The organism is Neptunomonas antarctica (genome assembly GCF_001305295.1).
GTDB classification, from domain to species: Bacteria; Pseudomonadota; Gammaproteobacteria; order Pseudomonadales; family Balneatricaceae; genus Neptunomonas; species Neptunomonas antarctica.
Window position 1 is genome coordinate 871883 of record NZ_LJSI01000053.1, and the last position, 23451, is coordinate 895333.

At 39.2% G+C, this 23451-nt stretch carries 17 protein-coding genes; 10 read left to right on the top strand and 7 right to left on the bottom strand.

What is annotated here, in order from left to right; translation table 11 throughout:
• The first annotated feature begins 79 nt into the window (after nt 1-79).
• Genes Nant_RS18765 through Nant_RS18800 form a run of 8 tightly spaced genes read left to right on the top strand, consistent with a single transcriptional unit; the run spans nt 80 to nt 10733 of the window.
• On the top strand, nt 80-1108 hold the full coding sequence (locus Nant_RS18765) for a FemAB family XrtA/PEP-CTERM system-associated protein (protein WP_054343142.1): 1029 nt from the start codon (nt 80-82) through the stop codon (nt 1106-1108).
• The gene (locus Nant_RS18770; protein WP_054343143.1) at nt 1108-2325 is read left to right on the top strand and encodes a TIGR03087 family PEP-CTERM/XrtA system glycosyltransferase; all 1218 of its coding nucleotides are present in this window, start codon (nt 1108-1110) and stop codon (nt 2323-2325) included. Before Nant_RS18765 ends, Nant_RS18770 begins: the two co-directional genes overlap by 1 nt.
• Entirely contained in the window at nt 2325-3887 is a 1563-nt protein-coding gene (xrtA, locus tag Nant_RS18775; RefSeq protein ID WP_054343144.1) for an exosortase A, read from the top strand. Before Nant_RS18770 ends, xrtA begins: the two co-directional genes overlap by 1 nt.
• Nucleotides 3884-5035, top strand: a complete 1152-nt coding sequence (locus Nant_RS18780; RefSeq protein ID WP_054343145.1) for a TIGR03088 family PEP-CTERM/XrtA system glycosyltransferase — start codon at nt 3884-3886, stop codon at nt 5033-5035. Before xrtA ends, Nant_RS18780 begins: the two co-directional genes overlap by 4 nt.
• Before the next feature lie 28 nt (nt 5036-5063).
• Nucleotides 5064-6965 (top strand): XrtA/PEP-CTERM system amidotransferase, encoded by a 1902-nt coding sequence (locus Nant_RS18785; protein ID WP_054343146.1) that lies wholly within the window; start codon nt 5064-5066, stop codon nt 6963-6965.
• A gap of 40 nt (nt 6966-7005) precedes the next feature.
• Entirely contained in the window at nt 7006-8211 is a 1206-nt protein-coding gene (locus Nant_RS18790; RefSeq protein ID WP_054343147.1) for a TIGR04063 family PEP-CTERM/XrtA system glycosyltransferase, read from the top strand.
• A gap of 38 nt (nt 8212-8249) precedes the next feature.
• Nucleotides 8250-9437: a glycosyltransferase family 4 protein gene (locus Nant_RS18795; protein ID WP_076495911.1), complete on the top strand. Its 1188-nt coding sequence runs from the start codon at nt 8250-8252 to the stop codon at nt 9435-9437.
• Nucleotides 9438-9467: 30 nt separating this feature from the next.
• Nucleotides 9468-10733, top strand: coding sequence for a putative O-glycosylation ligase, exosortase A system-associated (locus tag Nant_RS18800; protein ID WP_054343148.1), 1266 nt, complete (start codon nt 9468-9470; stop codon nt 10731-10733).
• Between the two features lie 95 nt (nt 10734-10828).
• Here the strand turns inward: Nant_RS18800 and Nant_RS18805 are convergent, their stop codons facing one another.
• Together Nant_RS18805 and Nant_RS18810 are read right to left on the bottom strand one after the other, a co-directional pair.
• A complete protein-coding gene (locus tag Nant_RS18805) occupies nt 10829-12205 on the bottom strand; it encodes a glycosyltransferase (RefSeq protein WP_054343149.1) in 1377 nt (458 codons plus the stop codon).
• Between the two features lie 18 nt (nt 12206-12223).
• Nucleotides 12224-13441, bottom strand: a complete 1218-nt coding sequence (locus Nant_RS18810) for a glycosyltransferase family 4 protein (RefSeq protein WP_054343150.1) — start codon at nt 13439-13441, stop codon at nt 12224-12226.
• Nucleotides 13442-13522: 81 nt separating this feature from the next.
• Here Nant_RS18810 and Nant_RS18815 point away from each other — a divergent pair, with 81 nt between their 5' ends.
• Entirely contained in the window at nt 13523-14524 is a 1002-nt protein-coding gene (locus Nant_RS18815; protein WP_076495912.1) for a polysaccharide deacetylase family protein, read from the top strand.
• 2 nt (nt 14525-14526) lie between these two features.
• Here Nant_RS18815 and Nant_RS18820 read toward each other — a convergent pair whose 3' ends face one another.
• From Nant_RS18820 to Nant_RS18840, 5 genes are all read right to left on the bottom strand, one after another.
• A complete protein-coding gene (locus Nant_RS18820; RefSeq protein ID WP_054343152.1) occupies nt 14527-15228 on the bottom strand; it encodes a tetratricopeptide repeat protein in 702 nt (233 codons plus the stop codon).
• Between the two features lie 358 nt (nt 15229-15586).
• Complete coding sequence (locus tag Nant_RS18825; RefSeq protein ID WP_054343153.1) at nt 15587-17515, bottom strand: acyltransferase family protein; 1929 nt, start codon at nt 17513-17515, stop codon at nt 15587-15589.
• Nucleotides 17516-17576: 61 nt separating this feature from the next.
• Nucleotides 17577-18752, bottom strand: coding sequence for a glycosyltransferase (locus Nant_RS18830; protein ID WP_054343154.1), 1176 nt, complete (start codon nt 18750-18752; stop codon nt 17577-17579).
• A gap of 124 nt (nt 18753-18876) precedes the next feature.
• Complete coding sequence (locus Nant_RS18835) at nt 18877-20046, bottom strand: glycosyltransferase family 4 protein (protein ID WP_054343155.1); 1170 nt, start codon at nt 20044-20046, stop codon at nt 18877-18879.
• Entirely contained in the window at nt 20043-21500 is a 1458-nt protein-coding gene (locus tag Nant_RS18840) for a lipopolysaccharide biosynthesis protein (RefSeq protein WP_143773481.1), read from the bottom strand. The genes Nant_RS18835 and Nant_RS18840 overlap by 4 nt, the downstream gene beginning before the upstream one ends.
• A 629-nt stretch (nt 21501-22129) precedes the next feature.
• Here Nant_RS18840 and Nant_RS18845 point away from each other — a divergent pair.
• Nucleotides 22130-23098, top strand: coding sequence for a glycosyltransferase family 2 protein (locus tag Nant_RS18845; protein WP_054343157.1), 969 nt, complete (start codon nt 22130-22132; stop codon nt 23096-23098).
• The last annotated feature ends 353 nt before the right edge of the window (nt 23099-23451 follow it).

The window sequence follows — 23451 nt, forward strand, 5'->3', positions numbered from 1 at the left end:
TTAAACTGCTTTAAAGTAGCAACCATGTAAGCAATTTTTAATTAATAGACCCAAAAGTAAACACTGTAATGGAGTACTTATGAATATCAATATCTTCGTCCTAAAGAATCTAGATTCATTAAAATGGGATGCCTATGTTGATAGTAGTAATCAGTCAACTTTTTTTCATCGGGCGGGTTGGAAAGAAGTACTTGAAAAAGCGTTTGGACATAAAGCGCACTTTCTTTATGCAGAAAGAAACGGTCAAATAACAGGTATTCTTCCATTAGCTCAGGTGAAAAGTTTGCTGTTTGGCAATAACTTAGTATCTCTGCCTTTTTGTGTTTACGGTGGAATTGTTGCAGATGATGAAGAGACCGCTGATCTGTTACGAAAAGCAGCGTGTGAACTTGCTACCGAGCTGGGTGTAGATACGCTGGAGTTACGCAATACGGAAGCATCAGGACAGGAGTGGCCTGTAAAGTCTCTTTACTATACGTTTCGAAGAGATATCTCTGAAGATAATGACGTTAATATGTCCGCTATCCCGAGAAAGCGTAGGGCAATGATTCGCGGTGGAATTAAAGCGGGCTTACAGAGTGAAGTCGATGATGGCTGGAAGCGCCTTTATAACGCCTATGCAGAAAGTGTCCGTAATCTGGGGACACCAGTTTTCCCCGCTAAATTTTTCAAAGTTTTAAGAGAAGTATTCAAAGAAGATTGTCGAGTCCTGATGATCACACATGAGGAACAAGATGTTGCCGGTGTGATGAGTTTTTATTTTAAAGATCAGGTGCTGCCCTACTATGCAGGGAGTTATGACTCAGCTAAAACACATAAAGCCCATGATTTCATGTATTGGGAGTTGATGAGACATTCTTGTGATGAAGGGATTAAACTTTTTGATTTTGGCCGAAGTAAAGAAGGTACAGGACCTTTTTCTTTTAAAAAGGGGTGGGGGTTTGAACCCAAAGCGTTACATTATGAATACTTTCTGGTTAAAGCGGATAAAATACCTGAAATAAATCCGTCTAATCCAAAATACAAAATATTTATCGATGTATGGAAAAAGCTGCCTTTACCGATTGCCAATAGACTGGGACCTTTGCTATCCAGGAATTTAGGCTAATGAAACCCAATCTGTTATTTCTTTGCCACCGTATTCCTTATCCTCCTAATAAAGGAGATAAAATACGTGTTTATCATTTATTGAAGTATCTCGCAGATCATTACACGATTTATTTGGGAACATTTATTGATGATCCTAGTGATTGGAAGTATGTGGGGAATGTAGAAGCATTCTGTGCAAAAAGTTGTTTTATAAAACTCGATCCGCTATCAGCAAAAATAAAATGTATAAAAGGATTTTTTACGGGTAAGCCTCTTACACTGCCGTATTACGAAAATCATGAGCTTCAGCAATGGATTAATTCCGTAGTACGCGAGCATCATATTGATAAAGTTCTCGCGGTTTCTGCTGTTATGGCGCAGTTTTTGACGGACCCCTCTCTCGGTCTTAATACAAAAATTATTGATATAGTCGACATAGATTCGGATAAGTGGCAACAGTATTCAGACATGAAAATGTGGCCATTGAGTTGGGTTTATCGCCGGGAAGCAAGAACATTGCTGAGCTACGAAAAACAGGTCGCTGATTTTTTTGATATCAGTTTTTTCGTCTCTTCTGCTGAGGCGGAATTATTTAAGAAAAAAGCACTGGGTTTAGAACATAAAATCACTTTTTATAATAATGGTGTTGACAGTGAGTATTTCACACTATTAAACATATGTTCATCACCGTACCCAAAAAATATTTTACCTATTGTTTTTACCGGCGCAATGGATTATTGGCCAAATATAGATGCGGTCAATTGGTTTGCTAAAAAAGTAATGCCTGAGTTAAAGAAAATTCTTCCTGATATTTGTTTTTATATTGTAGGTAGTAATCCCAGTGAACAGGTTCGTCAATTACAGAAAACAGGTGAAGTTGATGTCATTGGCCGGGTCGAAGATATAAGGCCCTATATTCATCATGCTATGGCATCTGTCGCTCCGATGAGAATAGCACGGGGCATTCAGAATAAAGTGCTTGAAGCGATGGCAATGGAAAAAACTGTTGTAGTTTCCACGATGGGCCTTGAAGGTATTAATGCGGAATCCGGAACAGAGATTATCTTGGCCGATTCTGTAGAAGAATATGTAAAAGAAATAAATGCTATTGTGCAGGGCAAGTACCAATCAATGGGATCAACAGCCCGTAAACGTGTGCAAGCTGATTTTAACTGGAGCGAAACTCTCCCTATCGTAAAAACACTACTTGAGAAAGATTTCGGGGGGAATGTTTAATGACATTGTTAGCTAAGGATCAAGCTATTTCAGCAGAGTACAATCCATGGAAGTATTACCTGCCTCTGGTTATCGTTTATTTATTAGTATTTTCAGCTCTTTTTTATGAAACCGTGTGGTCTATGGTCTCCATCTGGATACGATCTGAGACATTTGCACATGCCTTTTTAATACTTCCTCTATCAATATGGTTGGTGTGGGAGAAGCGCGCATACTTGAGATATGAACAACCTGAATTCTCCTGGTTGGGAATGGTGGCACTGTTTGGAGCTGGTTTTCTATGGCTATTTGGCTACTTGGTGGACGCCTTAGTTGTACAGCAATTTACATGGGTGGCTGCGTTTATTGCGGGTATTTGGGCTATTCTAGGTAATCGAATTGCATGGTTAATCGCATTTCCTCTGGCCTTTTTGTTTTTTCTTGTGCCTGCTGGTGAAGACCTTGTACCGGCGATGATGGAATTTACGGCTGACTTTACAGTAGCCTTGGTTAGACTAACCGGCATTCCGGTCTACAGAGAAGGTTTGTTTTTTACACTGCCCTCTGGAAACTGGTCGGTTGTAGAAGCCTGCAGTGGCATAAGGTATTTAATCGCATCTGTGACGTTAGGCTGTTTGTATGCATATCTGACTTATAGCAGCATGAAAAAACGCCTGATTTTCATTGTAATTTCTATTATTGTCCCCGTTATTGCTAATGGTTTTAGAGCATACATTATCGTTATGTTAGGCCATATGAGTGATATGACGATAGCGACAGGGGTTGATCACTTAATTTACGGTTGGTTGTTTTTTGGACTGGTTATTTTTCTGCTAATCACTATAGGCTCCTGGTTTCGTGATCCTGAAGTCGCTGAAAAACCACCCGTTAAACACATTATCAATATACCTGAAAACCACCATGGTTTTCGTCAGGCTCTGCCTTCAACATTGGCGGCGCTAGCACTTATCGCTATTTGGCCGGTTTTTGCTTACGCAATACAAAATAAAGCAACGCTGCTACCGGCGACTCAGATGTCCGCTATTACAGATGTAAAAAACTGGAAAACAGTAGAGCAGAGTCACTGGGATTGGCAGCCTGTTAGTCCTGGATCGGAGGAACTCAGTCAATATTTTGAGCAGCAGAATGTTCGAGTGGGAATGTATTTGCAGTACTATTTTACTCAGCATCAGGGTGCTGAGCTTATTAATTCGCAAAATTTAATCGTAGACCCTACGCTTAAAGCGTGGCGTGTAGCGGGGCAAAAGCCTGTTAGTATTTCCCTTGGTTCTCATAGGGTTGATGTTGATCAAACCCTGCTAAAAGGCCCGAATAGTACATTGTTAATATGGTCATGGTATCGGGTAGGTGATTATTATACGTCGAACAAATACATTGCCAAATTAATGGAAGGGTTGGCGCGTTTAACATTTGATCGCCAGGATGCCGGAAAAATCACAGTGGCCATTCAGCTTGATAAAGAAGGCCAAGAAGCCGAACGTGCTACCCTTCTACAAAGTTTCCTAACAGGTATTCTACCGGAAATTGAGAATACGGTTGATCATGTGGCGGGTGTTAAGTGAAGCGTAAGCGGCAAGAACCACCGCTTATCATGCATATTATTTATGCATTAGGGACCGGTGGTCTGGAAAATGGGTTAGTTAATATCATTAATCGTATGCCGGCTGATAAATACAGGCATGCGATCATTTGCCTGACTCATGCCACTTCTTTTGCAGACCGTATAACGGCATCTGATGTCACGGTTATCGAGCTGAATAAAAAACCAGGTAATGATTTTAAGGTTCATTGGCAGTTATTAAAAATTCTCTGGCAATTTAAACCTGCGATTGTTCATACGCGTAACCTTGCCGCACTAGAGATGCAGTTACTGACGTTGTTAATCCCGGGTACGAAGCGAGTACATGGTGAACATGGCAGGGATATGTATGATTTGTATGGTGAAAATAAGAAATATAATCGCTTACGTAAAATATTGAGCTATTTCATTCATCGCTATATCGCCGTCAGTCAAGATCTGGAAACCTGGCTAATTAATACCGTTAAAGTTCCAAAGAAAAAAGTGAGACAATTGTATAACGGTGTTGATTTAGAACGTTTTCATCAGGTACCTATGGACCTGAAGCGAGCGGTATTACCACCGGGTTTTGTCCGGGAAGATAGTATTATTATTGGCACGGTTGGCAGAATTGCTGCGGTTAAAGATCAACTGTCTCTGATTAATGCATTTGATATATTGCTTAAAAATCCTACAGTCGATTCCGATCGGCTGCGTCTGATTATCGTCGGTGATGGCCCTCTTTATATTGAGCTGAAAGCGAGGGTCTGTACACTGGGTTTGGAAGACAAGGTATGGATGCCTGGAGATAGAAAAGATATACCGGCATTGCTCCGTTCAATGGATGTGTTTGTTTTACCTTCGTTAGGAGAAGGGATTTCTAATACAATTCTGGAAGCGATGGCCACTGCTCTTCCTGTAGTAGCCACTGATGTTGGCGGAAATTCAGAACTTATCGATCAGCATTCTACCGGTGTGTTAGTACCCGTTAGTGATGCTGAATTGTTAGCTGACGCATTAAATGATTTAGTGAATAACCCAGACAGGTTGCGCACTATGGGCAACGCGGGATTCGAAAAAGTATGCCAGCAGTTTCATTGGGATATAACGGTAGCGAATTATCTGCAGGTTTATGATGAGTTGCTTACATAGATTTTTTATAAAAGGATAGTAGAAATCGATGTGTGGAATTGTTGGAGTATTTGATTTACAGGGGAAAAGAGCGTTTTCTCGTGAATTAATATCACAGATGAATGAAACTCAGCACCACCGCGGCCCGGATGAAGGTGGAATTCATATCGAGCCTGGTGTCGGGTTTGGGCATCGTCGTTTATCGATTATAGATTTGTCGAGTGGGCAGCAGCCGTTGTTCAATGAAGATGGCTCGGTTGTTGTTACCTATAATGGAGAAATATACAATTTCTCAGAGCTTTCTGATGAACTTAAAGCGTGTGGTCACATTTTCAAAACGCACTGTGATACAGAGGTTATTGTGCATGCGTGGGAGGAGTGGGGCGAAGCTTGTGTTGAGCGCTTCAGGGGTATGTTTGCCTTCGCCATCTGGGATAGAAACCAACAAACTCTTTTTCTCGCACGTGATCGCTTGGGTATCAAGCCTCTCTTTTATGCCGTATTGCCAGACAATTCATTTGCGTTTAGTTCAGAACTGAAAGCACTTAAAATACTAGATAACCTGCCGCGTGAAATAGATCCTACCTGTATAGAAGATTATTTCACGTTTGGTTATGTGCCAGAGCCTAAAACGATTTTTAAGAACGTCTATAAGCTTCGCCCCGGGCACACATTACTGATTAAACATGGCGACAGCGTTCCAGAGCCTCAAGAGTATTGGGATATTCCGTTTACGCCGGTCAATTATGTTTCTGAAGCTGCCTTAAAAGAAGAATTAATTCAGCGTATGCGTGAAGCGGTGAATATTCGAATGGTGGCAGAGGTACCTTTAGGCGCCTTTTTGTCGGGAGGTGTCGACTCCAGCGCTATAGTCGCCATGATGGCTCAACAACAGGAAAAACCAGTGCATACCTGTGCGATTGGTTTTGATGTGAAGCAGTTTAATGAAACTGAATTTGCGACGCAGGTCGCCGTGCAATATAAAACCGATCACGTTGAAGAGATTGTCGGAAGTGATGATTTTGATTTGCTGGACACCTTAGCAGATTTGTATGATGAGCCGTATGCGGATAGCTCAGCCATACCCACTTATCGTGTCTGCCAGCTTGCTAAGAAGCACGTCACGGTTGCGTTGTCAGGTGATGGTGGTGATGAACACTTTGCCGGTTATCGTCGTTATCGCTGGCATATGAATGAAGAAAAAATACGACAGATTTTGCCTCTGAGCATCAGAAAGCCTCTTTTCGGTGCGTTAGGTAAACTCTATCCCAAAGCTGATTGGGCGCCACGGGTATTCAGAGCCAAGACTACTTTCCAGGGACTGGCACGCAGTTCAGTCGAAGCGTATTTACATACAGTATCATTGTTATCAGATGAACAGCGGGATTCCCTGTTTAGCGACGAGCTAAAAACAGCGCTAAAAGGTTATAAGTCTATCGAGACGTTTAACTATTATGTGAATAAGTCACCCACAAAAGATCCTTTAGCGCTTATACAATACCTGGATATGAAGACCTATCTGGTCGGTGACATTCTTACTAAAGTAGATCGTGCAAGTATGGCCCATGCACTTGAAGTGCGCGTACCGTTACTGGATCATAAGTTTATTGAATGGGTTTCCGGGTTACCCTCCAACGTCAAACTGAAAGGCCAGGAAGGCAAATACATCCTCAAAAAATCACTTGAGCCTTATCTGCCTAATGATGTTCTGTACCGTCCCAAAATGGGCTTTGGTGTTCCTCTGGCTAAATGGTTCAGAGGTCCCTTAAAAGGGAAAATTCAGCAGAGTCTTCTCGGCGATACGATACGCCGAAGTGGTTTGTTTAATATGAATTATGTCGAAAAAGTAATTACACAGCATCAAAGCGGTGCCAGGGATTACAGTGTGATTATTTGGTCATTGTTGATGTTTAATGCCTTTTTAGAACGTGAGCTTGAAGCCGCCGCTTGATGTAGCGGTTTGTGATGTAGCCATAGGGAATAGTTAACGCGTGAAAATACTACATATTCTAGACCACTCAATTCCGTTGCATAGTGGCTATACATTCAGAACACGTTCTATTTTAAAACAACAGCGTGCACTAGGTTGGGAAACCGTACACGTGACTTCGGGTAAGCACACGGCTGAATCACCATTAACGGAGCAAGTAGAAGAGTTTTTGTTTTATCGGACGCCTCTTCAGCCATCATTGATGGATAAGTTGCCGCTGCTGAATCAACTGGCCATTATTAATCAGTTAACCAAACGGGTCTGTGAAGTCATAGAAGAAACCAAACCGGATATTTTGCATGCGCATTCGCCCGCACTCACGGGAGTAGCCGCGTTAAGAGCAGGACGAAAATACGGCCTGCCGGTTGTTTATGAATGCCGGGGTTTCTGGGAAGACGCAGCGGTTGATCATGGTACTTGTAAAGAAGATGGGGTGCGTTACAAGCTTACCAGAGCGCTCGAGACCTATGTTTTTAAGCATGCCGACGCAGTGACGACCATCTGCGAGGGTTTACGTAAAAATATTTCTGAAAGGGGCATCGGGAATAATAAAATTACCGTAATACCCAATGCTGTTGATGTTGAAAAATTCAGCGTGATTACACACAGTGATGCTGTTTTAGCTGAGCAGTTGAATTTACAAAATAAAAAAGTCTTAGGGTTCATCGGATCATTTTATGCATACGAAGGATTGTTGTTATTACTTGATGCACTCCCCGCGATGATCAGACAAAATTCTGATATCCGATTATTATTAGTCGGTGGCGGGCCGCAAAGTGACATGATTAATAGCAAAATTGAGGCATTAAATCTTCAGGAATATGTGATCACCACAGGCCGGGTGCCACATACAGAAGTACAGTCATACTACAGCTTAGTCGACATATTTATTTATCCACGGCTGGCTATGCGGTTAACTGAGCTGGTAACACCGTTGAAACCGTTAGAAGCGATGGCGCAAGGCAAACTTGTAGTGGCATCAGATGTTGGTGGTCATAAAGAGTTAATCGAAGACGGCGTGACCGGACGTTTATTCAAAGCGGGCGATAAACAAGATTTAGCCCGTGTCGTACTGGAAATGTTGGATCAAACGGATGATTGGCCATCCTACAAGCTACAAGGTAGAAGATATGTAGAGCAGGAGCGTAATTGGCCGGTGAGTGTAAATCGATATTCGAAGGTTTATCCGGCATTAATAAAAAGTTAAGGTTTATAAAACCACATAAATAATAAAGGCTATAGGGATTGAAAATACTAACGATATCAACATTATATCCAAACAATATTGATCATAAACACGGTATTTTTGTTGAAAACAGATTGCGTAAGCTTAGAGAAAGACATCCTGCTATCGAATCTGTTGTTATTGCTCCCGTTCCTTGGTTACCCTCTTTTATAAAAGGAATAGAAGAATATGAAAAATATAGAGGGATTTCAAAAGAAGAAACACGCAATGGCATTAAAATCTACCACCCCAGGTATCTCGTGGTCCCCAAAATAGGCATGTTGTTAACGCCTTTTTTTATGGCGATTTCGTTAGTCTTGGCAGTAAGACAATTAAAAAAAGATGGATTCGTCTTTGATTTAATAGATGGGCATTATTTTTATCCTGATGGTGTAGCCATAGCCATCGCTCATATTTTTCTTAAAATTCCATTTGTTTGTACTGCTCGTGGTACAGATATAAATTTAATACCTAAACAGTATTTACCAAAAAAACTTATTCAGTACGTATTTAGAAAATCTGAACATCTGATGGCAGTGTGCCAGGCATTAAAAGATGAAATGGTAGCAATAGGTGCGGATGAAAATAAAATAACAGTATTGCGTAATGGTATAGATTTAGAAAAATTTAAATTCTCTGATGACAATGAACAAAGCAAACTGAAAGACAAGTATGGATTGACAGGAAAAGTTATCTTGTCAGTTGGCGGATTAGTTGAACGCAAAGGGCATTATTTAGTAATAGAAGCGATCGCTTCTATTGAAGGTGCGACACTTATTATTATTGGTGATGGGGTCGATTTAAAAGATCTAAAGCAACAAGTGACTGACTTGAAATTAGAAGAAAGAGTGATATTTACGGGTGCTTTACAACAAGAGGCACTTATTGAATATTATGGGTTAGCAGATGCGATGGTTTTGGCTTCCAGCAGAGAAGGCTGGGCAAATGTTTTACTTGAATCAATGTCATGTGGTTCTCCTGTTGTTGCAACTAAAGTGTGGGGCACGCCTGAAGTGGTTACTTCAAGGGATGCGGGTATACTTGTAGATAGAAGTGTCGAAAGTATTAGAAGTGCTATCGTAGATATATTTGATACACCGCGTTCTAGAGTTTCGACAAGAAGTCATGCCGAAAAATTTACGTGGGATAGTACCTCTGATGGCCAGTTCGAAATATTTAAAGATAAAATTAATAATAAGTACAGTTAGCCAATAATTTAATAGAGAAACAAAAGTTTAATGCGAGATATACTTGTAACACTTATCGTATTTGGAAGCATTCCATTTATACTCAGGAAACCATACATAGGTATTCTGATGTGGGCATGGCTTAGTTATATGAACCCCCATAGGCTGACCTATGGGTTCGCTTATAATATGCCTTTTTCACAAGTGATTGCCATCGTCTTATTTGTCTCCTTTCTATTTTCAAAAGAAAAAAAATATATTCCTATGGAAGGGATAATCATCATTTGGCTTATGTTTTTAGTGTGGATGTGTTTCACCTCTTTTGTGGCTGTTTATCCAGAATTCGCGACTGATTATTATATCCGGGTTTTGAAAATTCAGGTCCTCACCTTATTAACATTAATGTTAATAACAAATCAGGATAAGGTAAATAAATTAGTATGGGTGATAGCGCTATCAATTGGATTTTATAGTATAAAAGGTGGGTTGTTTACTATTTTATCCGGAGGGTCTTTTAGGGTATGGGGGCCTGCTGGTACCTTTATTGAAGAGAATAATGGGTTGGCATTAGCATCACTAATGGTAATTCCTTTGATGGTCTATTTGCACTCTCTTGTGGATAATAAATGGCTAAAGTATTTTTTAGCAAGCTCATCTGTTTTGAGTTTAGTGTCAGTTGTTGGTTCTCAATCTCGTGGTGCATTAATTTCCATTGTTGCAGTAATGGGTTTTTTTTGGTTAAAGACTAAAAATAAAATGATCACAGGGATTATGATAATTTTTCTTGCCGTAGTCGGATGGAATTTTATGCCGGATACTTGGCATAATCGAATGAATACAATAGAAACATATGAAGAAGATGCCTCTGCTATGGGGCGAATAAATGCTTGGATCTATAGCATTAATATTGCTAATAACAGGGTTACAGGTGGTGGGTTTGAGTCGTGGTCAAGAGGTACATATGCATTGTATAACCCTGAGGCCGAATTAATTATCGTTGCACATAGCATTTATTTTAGCGTATTAGCAGATCATGGTTGGATAGGGTTACTCCTGTTTCTTTTGATTTTAATCTTAACGTGGAAAAATTTAACAAAAATTATAAATTTTACAAATAAAAAACCTCTTTATGTTCAGCAGAATATGTTGGCGAGGATGTTGCAGATTAGTTTACTTGCTTATCTTGTCGGAGGTACTTTTCTTAGTCTAGCATACTTTGATTTACCCTGGCATATAATAGCCATTGCCTTTCTTCTTAAAATTCAAGTACTACCAAATGTTAAAAAGATGCCTATTAATCGTCATGTTCGAGAGTGATATCTCACTCATTTCTTAGTGAGTAGATAGAAATAATAATAAATAACTTATCTGTTATTATGAGATTTTAGTTTTAATATACAAGATTTAACTTATTATTTAAGTAATTTATTGAAAATATCAATAAACTGGTATGATAAAAGACGTCTATCAAAAGTGTTTATGAATTTTTCATTTCTCTCATTATAGTTAGTATAATTTTTAATAAATAATTCTAATTCTGACACACAGATTTCTAGATTTTCTACAGGCACTACTTTGCCAATATTGGCCTCGTTGATTATACCATTTGTTGCAGCGCTATCGCTGAGTGCGAAAATTGGTTTCTTCGATGCTATATATTCAAATAATTTCCCAGGAATTACACCATCAGTAGTTTCACCCGTATCAACTATCAATAAAAGAAAATCAGATGTCACCAGTGCTTTTTTTGATGCTTCGAATGAAACATCCCCGTGGAAAATAAAGTTTTCATATAAATTGTATTTTTCAATTATATTTTTATAGTTTTTAAATATGATGGGTTCTATGTCGCCATAAAAATTTACCCTTATAGGCTTTACCAACTCAGGTGATTTATTTTTTATTAAGCCTAGTGATTCAATAAAGTTATAACCCTTGCGGTTTTTAAATAAACGGCCACAGTAAACAATATTTAATTCTTTGTTAGATTTGATTTCAATAGAATTAAACTCACTCAATAGTTCATCAAAGGAGTCTAAATCAAATCCATTTGTAATGGTATGACACGGGATCTTATTATTAACCAGATCGCGAATATAATCTGTTTTTGGTGAAGAGACGGTTATTATGGCGTCCGCTTTCTTTAGATAAGATTTCTCTAAAAATGATTCATATTTAACACGTATTTTTGGTACCCATTCACGTAATACATCACCCGACCATAAATCTCTATAATCGACGATTAAAGGTAAATTTGTCGAATCTTTTAGTTTGGCACCAAGACCTAAAGCACTAAAGGGAGGAAGGCTTACATAAATTAAGTCTATGTTATGTTTTTCAATGATTTCTAATGCTATAGGAAAAGCATTTTTAGCCCAAATGCTATAGTCATCAGGTATGGCAACCCAATTTCGGTAGAAATTTTTATATAAGTGAGTCAGACCTTCAAGCGAGCCACTCTTAATGATATTTTTTTCCTGAACCGGGGTCTCTTCAGCACTGCTAGTGCTTACTGTATTTGGCCTATTGTTTTTTCTTAGTATTTTTTTTGCGATATTTATTAATGCATCTTCTTGCTGGGGGTTATCAACCCGATAGACATGAATATCATCTGGAATTTCAGCTTCCAGGCTTTCTTCATAAGTAGAGTATGTTTTTTCATAGTTAATAGTGAGCACTACTGGGGTATGGCCTGCCTCTTTCCAATGTTGTACTAACTTTGCAGAGCGTATTCTACCAATTGTTTTTAATGGAGGGTATTCGCCAGCGATAACTAAAATATTTGCCATTTTATATACCAGAAAGAGTTATTTTAATGTTTCACATAATGAATTAAATTGTATCGCACATGCAGCAAATGACTTTTCTTGTACATAAACTTTACCCTGTGCCGCTAGCTTTTCGGCAAGTCCGGGATCATCTAGCAATTTTAGCATGGCCATAGAGACCTCATTTTCATTTAAGCCATCAACAGAAATACCATTCAGATCATTAATCACCGCATCACTTGCTCCCCCAGCCCTACCCGCGATTACGGGTATGCCACAAGCATTTGCCTCTAAAAATACTAATCCAAAACCTTCGGTATCACCATCGGGCATAGTACGGTTTGGCATAATAAAAACATCCGCCATATTGTAATGTGCTACTAACTCAGAATGATCAATATTTCCTGCGAAAGTGACGGATGAGGATAAGTTTAGATTGGTAACAATATTTTCAAGCTGATCTTTAATGGGGCCTGTACCTACAATAAGATAATGCGCATCAGGATGACTCTCCAAAACATGAGGAAGGGATTTTATAACGGTATCAATTCCCTTTCGAGGCACTAATCTACCGACAGTGATAAATATTTTCTTATCCTTGAGGTTATATCTATCTCTCAGTGTTAAGCGAGCATTTAATTTATCAACATCTGTAAAATTAGTTGTATTAACACCATTTGTGATAACTGTTATTTTCTGCGGTGAGAGTCTAAACCTATTGATCAGGTAGTCTTTTGTAAAATAACTAACAGCAATAATAGCGTCGGCATCTTTCAGGTAGTTTGAGCGTGCTCGTTGGAAGCTTTTGTAATTTGCTTCTGTTGTAACTTCTTCCCCGTGAATGTAATTTATAACTTTTATATTAGTAAAAATCTTTAGCCATTTACCGAGCCAGCTGAGAGAATTTAAATCGCCAACGCATAATGTGGTGACCTTGTGCTTTTTTACTAACTGAAGTGCTTTCGTAAAAACTTTAATTCTTAGAGGAATGTCGACAAATAATAATAAAAATAGTGAATGAAATATAGAAGATGATTTTATTATCTTTGAACGAAGTAATTTTAGCCTGTAAATAGGGTAGTCAACACTATTATCATGCTCTTCCCAACCATCAATAGTTTTTCCAGTACTATAATTACAAGTGGCCGTTAGTATGATAATTGAACCCTTTTCAAGATTTTGGCAAAGGTTTTCATAAACAACAGCTGATCCACCGTTAATAGGAGCGAAGATACTAGTGATTAATAGACATGACATTTGAATTTACCGGTTACAATGGTGACATAATCTTATCGATGGATTATTATACTTTAAATAAATTATTAAAGAAATTTCTCTATGCTAGAGCAAGTATTTAAAAAATGTTTAGTTTCGAACTCTAATACACTCACCCAATTAATGAGAATATTGGTGCATTTTATTGCTTGCTTCCAGAGTAGAAAAAAAATAACAGCATTAATCTACCATAGAGTATCCCTCGAACCTGCAAAGTTCGACGATTTTAGTCTGCCAGTCGAAATATTTGATTGGCAAATGCGATTAGTGTCGAAGTTATTTAATGTAATAACCATGGACCAAGCGTTAGATTTTCTTGAAGGCGGAGCAATACCTTCCCGGTCTGTTGTCATAACATTTGATGACGGCTACATGGATAATTATACGGTGGCCTTGCCCGTATTGAAAAAATATGGCTTATGCGCAACTATTTATGTGGCGGGTGATGCCATAATATCGGGTAAAATTTGGAATGAGGAAGTGACTCATGCGGTATCCAACACCGCTAAGTTAGCATTGCACTTACCAAAAATAGGTATAGAAACACTCCTTGTAGATAGTTTAACCCAGAAAGTTGAAGCAATAGCTACATTGAAGGCGTTATTTAAAAAACAAAACACTGATGTTCGAGATAGTTTTTTACATGAACTGGTGTTGGAGTCAGGGTCTCCGGTAAGTGAGCGCTACATGATGACAGAAGGCCAATTACAGGAAATAGCTGCTGAACCCTTGATTAGCATCGGCTGCCACTCAATGAGCCACCCGATGTTGAGCTATGTATCCAAAGATGTAGCGCGTGTTGATATACAAAATAGTCTGGATTATCTGCAAGAACTTATAGAACAGCCAGTCGTGCATTTTGCTTACCCATACGGAAAGTACGGTGAAGACTTTCATGCCGAGCATGTAAATTGTGTAGCAGATTTGCCTATTAAAACGGCTGTAACAACTGAGTGGGGCACAATTAGAGCTAATTCTAGTTTTTATTTGCTGAAAAGATTTACCCCATGGAATCTTAATATATTACATTTTTTTATTCAGTTATGTAAAAACTATTATAGGTGATTTCAGTTACAACCACTCTTACAATAACCATGCTTATTTAATTGTCTTTTCAATCCTTTGAGCGGATAACCTAGTTTGTAAGCAATTTTTGCATGCTTTTCGCTAAGGGGGTATTCTTCAAGTTTAACCAAAGTCAGGGCTAAGTTATAATGAGTGTTTGCATAGTTTTTCTGGCCAAGCTCTATTGCTTTTAAGTATGCTTCTTTCGCTTCTTGAAACTTGTTATTACGGTGAAGATGGATGCCATAGATCACATAGGTTTCTGCGTAAGGTGCAAACTTAATTGCTCTTTCAAAATAGCAATTAGCACTTCGTTTCATTTTTTCATAAAGGAACAAAGAAGATTTTGTCGGCGATCGCAGCCTTGCTTCGAGTCGGGATGCTAAGTTGAGTCCCTCTGGATGGTTTGGTATTGCTCTTAAAGTGTAGTCGAGATCACCTGAAATAGTGCCAGTTGCTCTGCCGGTTAATAAAAGCATTTTTTTAGATAAATGGACATTTGTTACTCGTCTGATTTTACCCATTGGATCAGCTCCCGTTGGTAGGTTGCTGTTTGAGTCGTAAAAATCAAAGGGGCCGTAGCCATTTTTTAAGTCTAAACTGCATGCCGCTGACGTATCTGTCGCTACTGCCAGAGTGTTTACCGCTATTAAAACAATTAAAGCGATTTTATTTTTTTTTTGCTTATAATTAACTAGTTTCATATTTTTTCTAATTTATGTTTATAGTATCTAATTATCATAACAGAACTGAACTTAGGAATGGGAGCGTTGTGGCGATATAAAAAGCGTGTCCCCCCCCATTTTTTCGTATTATTGCAGTAAGCTTGCTTTACCAAGGAAAATAATTTTGTTTTTTCTTAACCACTAATAGTCAGAAGGCAGCTATCTCTGTAAATGTAGGTATCATCAAACAATGTCTTTTACGTAGACATGAAAAATCATAATTTATATTTTAACCTTATAAAAGAGATACCTTGCTCTCTCAGTCTACAGTAAATCTACAGCTATATTTAATGGAGCAGTCAACATTCTTGTTTACTGCTTATTGCAGCGATAAGGCTTACTTATCCCAGTCAAAATCACGCAGTATTTTTTCTGAACCGCTAATCGTCAGGTGACCTCCATCGATGTAAATGTAAGTCTCATCAAGCTTGGATTTGCAGGTATCTTCGGCGCATAACAGATCGGACAACCAGGCTATTTTTACGTCAGTTCGTTGTTCCAGCGTCAGAAGGGACTTAATTACTTCTGCATCAGAGGCCTGATATTCAGCCATACTGATATCACAGCTACTTCTTAATACTACCACTCCTTTGTATTTTCGTTCATTGCAGTCGCCGAGATTATGGCCTGAGCGCGGTGGGGGTGAAATTAATATCACCTTCTTCCCTGCTTCTGTAAGTTTGTCAATGGTCACCGCAAGAGATTCAATTGCCACGGCAGCATCCATTTTAACGACCGCGTCCCCCATCAGGAAATACCCGTCTGTCCACTTGAAATATTGTACAAATGAAGAGCTGAGTATGACATGTGTTATGACTTTCGATTCTACAATAGACTGGAATGCCTGTTGATTGTGCTGTTGGCACTTCTGTGCCCAGTCTTTAGTATAGCGACCATAGATAGGAGCAAGATCCAGAAATGGACCGCAGACACTTTTCGTCAGTTGTATAAGGTCTGACTTCTGTGCAATTCCCGGTACCAGGTGCATGGCATAGCTATCTCCCCAGATCGCTAATTTTGGGTTTGCCCCGCGCACGCATTCAGGTTTTATCTCAATGTCGGATAAGTACCTCTCGCAGTCTTCGGAAAGTCCGTTGTTGGTACGTCTCACGGCTTCGAAATTAATGAGTTGAGTTGTTGATGTATCTGAATTACTGAATACGGCTGGCGCTGGGATCAGGAATACCGCCATAGTAGCAGCAGCAAACCAGCCCCATGTTGATTTTGACTGGCTTTTCCAGCCGTACCGAAAAGGCGTTTCAACAAAACGATACTGTGCATATCCTAACAACAAAGACACCATAACCAATACAATTTTGACACTCAGCGGTACCTGCGCTAGATACCCCAAATAGGCAAAAGCAAATAGTGGCCAATGCACCAGGTAAACCGAATAGGACCAATCGCCTAAGCGCTCTATGCAATTGATCACCGACCACTTGGGCAACCAGTTATCCTGCCCGAGGATAATAACGGAGGTGGCGAGTACAACCAACATGGCTCCACCACGAGGATGTATTGAATCTACTGTTATGCAGCTGGCGACAATAATGGTCAATAGCGCCAGCCATTTCAGTGCGGGATTGACATTGATATCGGCATTTTTGAGCATAAACCAGGCGCATACCGAACCTGCCAGTAGTTCCCACGCCCGCGTAGGAAATAGATAAAAAGCCCATTCAGCCACACTGGCCTCGCCGAAGCGCCATAAAAAAGGGGGGGCTTTAGCTGGTTCCAGTGTCCAGCTTATACACCAGGCCAAGCTCCCTGCGAGTAGTAACAGCAAACCGGATAATTGCCATTTTCTGGGTAATAAAAAAAGAAAGAGTGGCAGAAAGAAGTAATACTGCTCTTCTAACGACAGCGACCAGATATGCAGTAAAGGTTTACCCTCGGCGCTGCCGGCAAAGTAGCCTGATTGGGTGGGTAAAACCATGTTGGCCGAAAAACTTACAGCGCCGACAAACTGTTCAATATAGTCATGCCACTGCCCTCCTGTTAGAAATCCGTAGGCTAATAGCGAAGTAAAGGCTAGGGTGCAGTATAAAGCAGGCAATAATCGTTTGGCGCGGCGTAAATAGAAACCTGCAAAGGAAAAGGTATCAGACTCAAGGTCCTTGAGGATAATTGTGGTAATAAGAAAACCGGAAACCACAAAAAAGACGTCGACTCCCAGATATCCATGTGGGGTAATCCCGAAGCCAGCGTGGTAAATGACCACAAATAAAACCGCGATGCCTCTCAGTAGTTGTATGTCACGGCGCATGCTTTATGTCCATATAGGTTTAGTTGATCAGTACAAGTGTTTTTTGATGGGCTTTGCTCAGTTACGAAATCATTTCTAGTAACCATTCCTCGTAGGCATCTACACGTTTTTCCCAGGAGTTTGATAATGCGGTAGCAATTCTTTGATCCGGAGTGCCTACGCCTCCTGTATTTAATGCGTGCTCTAAGGCAAGTTGCCATTCACTTTCATTTTTCGCAATAGCGACTACATCAGAAAAATATTCACAAATGGCCGTTTGAGGTGACGCAACCACCGGCTTTCCAACAGCTAGATACTCGTTAAGTTTCAATGGGTAACCAGCGATAACCCAGTCATCGGGCCTTATACGGTAACAAATGGTAGAAATGTTTATATGCTGTGCGTATGCAGGAATAGCATGTCGGGATTTTTCCCCAAGAAAGTACACGTTACTTAGCTTTTTACATTTCGCTAAACCATCGCGAGCTTCATTATCGGTATTCAGTTCAGCCTCTTCTAACCTGCCAACAAATACCCAACTCCAATTTGGGTTTTTATTAGCGAGTTCCGCTATTAATTTCATATCCATTTTGAGGTTGACTGTGCCTAGATTTGCGATACGTGGATGGGGTATGTCTTTTAGGTCTTCTGGACAAGGCATTCGGTTGGCTAGAAGAAATGGTGTCGGGTCCACTCCATTGTGGAGAATTTTAGTTTTTCCTACGCCGTTTAATGGTAAAGACTCGGCCATACTTGCTGTGGACGCAGTAATCAGATCAGCTCTTTTTACAGTATTTGAAAGCATTATCTCCATGCTCTGGTCCCAATTTGGCATGCCTGAATAGCTGTCATATACATGTAATGCTAAAAATTTTGATTTTAGATAATTAGCATAAGGGTAAAACTCAGGATGAAACAACAAGGTAATACTAGAATTTGCACTTACATCTAAATATTTTTTAATAGATTTCGTATATGTTTGACGTGAGAAATTACTAATTAATTCACTTTTAGGCCAAGTGGGAAATGCTTTGCCTGCTATATGTACGCTGACATTATCCTGTTGCTGATATTGACTCAAATAAGGAGCAGTTTTCCATTTTTCTGTGTTGCGTTGCCATAGACTTAGTGCGCCGGTATTGTACACAATAGGCCATCCTCGCTCGCCTAAGCGGGAGAGTAAATGTTGTCTGTTCATCCATTGAGGTTCGTCCCATGGGTGAGGTGCAAACGCAATAATAGGGATTTTTTTGGTCATTAATTAAAGTGCTTAGTATTTGTAGTGGTATGAAGCTACACGCATATTTTGGCAAACTCAGTTTCTGGGTGAATTATAAGGCCTATATCTGCTGTGTTTTTCATCCCACATAGTTAAAATTAATCTACTTACTATATATTAATTCAAGACTAGAAGCATGTGCTACATCACTGAATTTAGTCTCAACATAATGTCGCCCATGGAGGATGTTATCTCCTTGATTTAAGCATTCTTTATGTGCGTTTAATATTGCATTTTCTAGTGCGGCGATGTCATTTAAGGGTACTAGAAATCCATGCTTACCATTATTTAACGCTTCCCTTGTGCCTGGTAGATCAGTTACCACAGGCACTCGTTTTCTGGCTAGAGCTTCGATGAGGACCATTCCAAATCCTTCACTAACGCTGGGTAGGACAAGTACACTAGAGTTATCAATGGCCTCTTTTATTTTGTCTTCTGTTTGCCAGCCTATAAATTGGGTGTGTAATTCAAGTTTTGTGGCCTGTTTTTTAATGCTTTCTTCAGTTTTTCCTTCCCCAATAAATGTACAGTTGTAAGAGATCTGTTTCGAGGATAATAGTTTGAGAGCACTGAGTAACCATTGATGATTTTTAATAGGTACGAATCCGGCAATACATACAATAGAAAGCCTTTTTGCGGGGGGAGTAGTATCTTCCAAAAAAATTGGGTTTATAGCGTTATTAAGAATTGATGTTTTGTTGATGACAGAGGGGCATGACTCTGTTATACGATTCATTATAGACTTAGACACGCACAAAATTTCCTTTATTCGCGGATTCGAGATTTTGCGCTCCCAGCCCTGATCAACCAATATGTCACTGCCGTGGGCAGTAAATACAATAGGTATATTTAGTATGTCGGCTAGAGGTATGACATATTCCAGATGCCAAGCAAAATGTACATGAATTAGATCTGGTTTCCATTGTTGAGCTATTCTAAGAATGTTATGCCAATGGATTGCTTTATTTGTGCCAATATACTTTCCGAAGAATTTCCACTGTGCTTCGTCATTGATATATTGACGATATGGTTCATTGAAAACCCCCTTAAACTTAAAGATAAGATACCAGATAAGTGTTTTGAATGGGGTGTTTGGTTTATGAAAAAAACCATTGTAAATAACCCATTTTGATGGTTTTTTAGAGGGCAGTCTCGTAATAAGTTTTATTTCATGGCCTCTGTTTTCGAGGGATTGTATTTCTGACTTAATAAAAATTGATTTTTCTGGATCTACGCCACAAACCATGAGAATTTTTTTATTAACTGATTTCATTTTTTTAATTTTTTCGTATCAAATTTAGTGAGTATTTTTTTTACGGCTGTCTTTAATTCTGAAGCAATTGGATTTTTAGTTATAAATAATGCAGCTATAAAAGAGATAGCCCAAACTGAAGAAGTAGTGATTAACATAAATAGTGATTTTTGGTCTTCAACAAGATGGAAGCAGAGGGCAGTTGGGCCCATGCAAATTACCGTTAATAGAATATTTTTAAGCGTTATACTCATAAGTTCGCTCAGAGAAACAGATATTAGGCGGTGTAGATAGTGGTGAGTTAAGATGAGATACAAAAAATAATAGATTATTTGGATACCCGCCACATACTCCAGGCCGTAGAACGATGCATAAATAGTGGCTGCAATTCGAACAGGTTGAATAATAAATTGAATTTTCAAGGCACAATCTATTTTTTGCATGGCAATAAGGCCTGGATATGCAAATACACTGAGTGCCTGGAGAGAGAACGCAGCGCATAAAATCGGGACGATAGGTGAAGCTTGATGCCATTGCTCACCATAAAGTATATCTATAATTGGTAGGGGCATTAGTGCAAGTAGTGAATAGAAAGGCCAGGCTAAGGTGCTGAAGTACATGATTCCTTTTAAGTAACTTTCTTTTATGCTTATGCCATTACGTATGCTGTTTGAGAAGGATGGCAGTATCACTGGTTGGACTGCGGACGTAAGTGCAAAATTGAAAAGCTGGACAACACCGGCGCCTCTGCTGTAGTAGCCAAGACTTTGCATACTTAAATTTTTACCGATAGATAAGTCAGCACTACTTTGGCCAATTTCTGACAGGCTGGTTGCAATTGTAGAATACGTACCAAATTTCAAGATTCCTTTTAACTCTTTGAAAGATGGTATAAATTCAGATTGGGAGTCTCTCAATAGTATGCCAACTAAAAGAGTCGTGGCTGCACTTGAAACTGATGCCCACGCGAGGCTTGAAAAACCGAATCCATTGTATGCTAGTAATATTGCAGTTAATGCATTCGCTAGGGAGCTGCATACATTGATAACCATTAATCGTTTAAAGTTCAGATTACGTCTTAATAGCCCTAAAACTGTAGAGTTAAAAGGAATAAAGAATAAGCTAATACTTAAAACTGTTATAACTTCATTTATGCCGGGTTCTGCGTAAAACTCCGCTATAACGTTCTTCATCAACAGGAGGATAACGGCAATAGACCATGCAGTTATGAGCGTGATTCCCAATGCGCTGCGTATTTTTTGTTTGGTTAATTCCTTCTCTTGAATTAGGTAATTAGAAATTCCAAAATCACGTATCATTTGAACCAAATTAACTACGACAATTCCGACAGAAAATATACCAATTTCTTCAGGTGTTAGGAGTCTCGCAAGGATCATCGTTGCCGTAAATTGGATAACTAGAAGGCAATATTTGTCCAAAAAAGATATAGCTAGTGATTTTCTGATTGAGGTCACAAGTAGTCCGTTAATTAACCAGTGGCAGCACCTGAGCTATTTTAGATTCTGCTCAGGTAATATGGGATGCGCAAAAGCTTTGCCCTGCCGGGATTCGAAAATAGATAATATCACTGCTATGGGCCGTATGTGAAAATACAAGCCAGCCATTCACGTTGCAAGTGTACAGGCTTTTTGTACGACAGCATAAAACTTTAAAAAGTACTAAGAAAACGGACATTACTAACGGTATGCGTTGAGGGGTGATAGGGAGGATTCCGTATAATAAAAATTATATTATTGCAAATATAATCTTTCTGAATACTGCCGTAAAGCTCAAAAACTCTCCCGAAAAAGTGCTAGACTAAGATTTTTCTTCTTAGAATAGGGGCCATTACTTGCCTTAAGAATAAGGGTAACCCGCTATCAATCACGTTTGGATTAGTGGATGAAGAGTGCCACCTTAAAATACATTTAATGGTATTTGAGTAAATTTTTAGATTTTGGCCGGATCAATAATTCTGGTCTTCTGATAATTTATCTGTCTGTGTTTGAAGGTTGCTGGCTCATCTGTCTGGTGTTATCAGGTCGTTAAATGGGTGCATACGTAAAACAGTAAAGCATTAGATTTTTCAGAGAGCCATGAAAGAATGATAAATAATAAGATATCGGCCATAGTCACGACCTATAACCGAGGCGAAGTTTTATCAGATTGTGTAGGTGCTATGGCATCTCAAATATTCAGACCGATAGAAATAGTGATTGTTGATGATGGAAGTACGGATAATACTTGTGAAATTGTCAAACAGCTTCAGTCGGAACTAGATATATCTATAAAGTATATAAGACAATCGAATGCAGGTCCCTCAGAAGCTAGAAATGCAGGATTTGATGCAGCTATCGGCGATTATGTTGCCTGTTGTGATGATGATGATCTTTGGCATCCTCAGCATTTAGAATGGGTGAATGATGCTATTAATTTATTTCCCGATGCCCGTGTTTTCAGTGGCTATATTGGTAGAGACTTTTCTGAGAAATCATTAGTTAAATCAAATAATAAACATTATTTCTCGACCTACGTCAAAGTGCCAAATACAACCATTTTATATAGGAAAAAACAGCTATTAAAAGCGCCGTTTTATACGCCTTGTTTTTCAACAGTAGTGATTCACAGTGATATCATCAGAAAAATCCGTGTTGATAAAGATCTTCAGTGTAGAGAAGATATTGATTTTTTCTGGAGAATTTCAGAAGTTACGGATATCGTACTAGATGAACGGATTCATGCGATGGCTTTACAGTTGCCCATAAGTCATATGTCTGTTGCGGCAGATGCCGATGAAAATCTTCAACTCGAACTGCAGATTAAACGTGGGTATTGGGGTGTTCTACTTATGCAGAAAACCGTTGATCGGTATCCTGATAATCGTGTCTTTAAAAAATTGTTGGCTCAAGACTATCTAGGGTACGCTCATTATCTGTACATTGCTCGCAGAGATAAAGAAGCCAGATTTAACTTAGTTAAATCAATTAAGTCTGCCCTTATCTTTAATCAGATTAAATTGATTCTTAGAATGCTGTTCGCAATAAGGCCGAATGCTTCCAGTGTGCTTAGGTAATCCGGCATTTCAAAGCAGTGAGGCACAATATAATATATCATTGACGTGGTATATTATGGATTTCTCATATAGCGTGAAAAATTGACATATTTGACCTGTCGTATATGTCAATTTTGTTATTTATAATCTTGCGCAATTTCAATTCCCAAGTGCGGCGCGTACCTATTTATCCCAAGGGGTGTAGTAGGAATATCATGTGGCTACTGAAACCTGAGACACTTTCTTTACCTTAACTTTTTTGGCTTGTAGCTGTTCAGCTAATTCATCACTTCGCGGGCGTAAATCTGTTTATTTCGGAATCTAGGCCTATATCTGTATTGCTGCCTGAATAGGGATTGCGCATAACGCAGGAT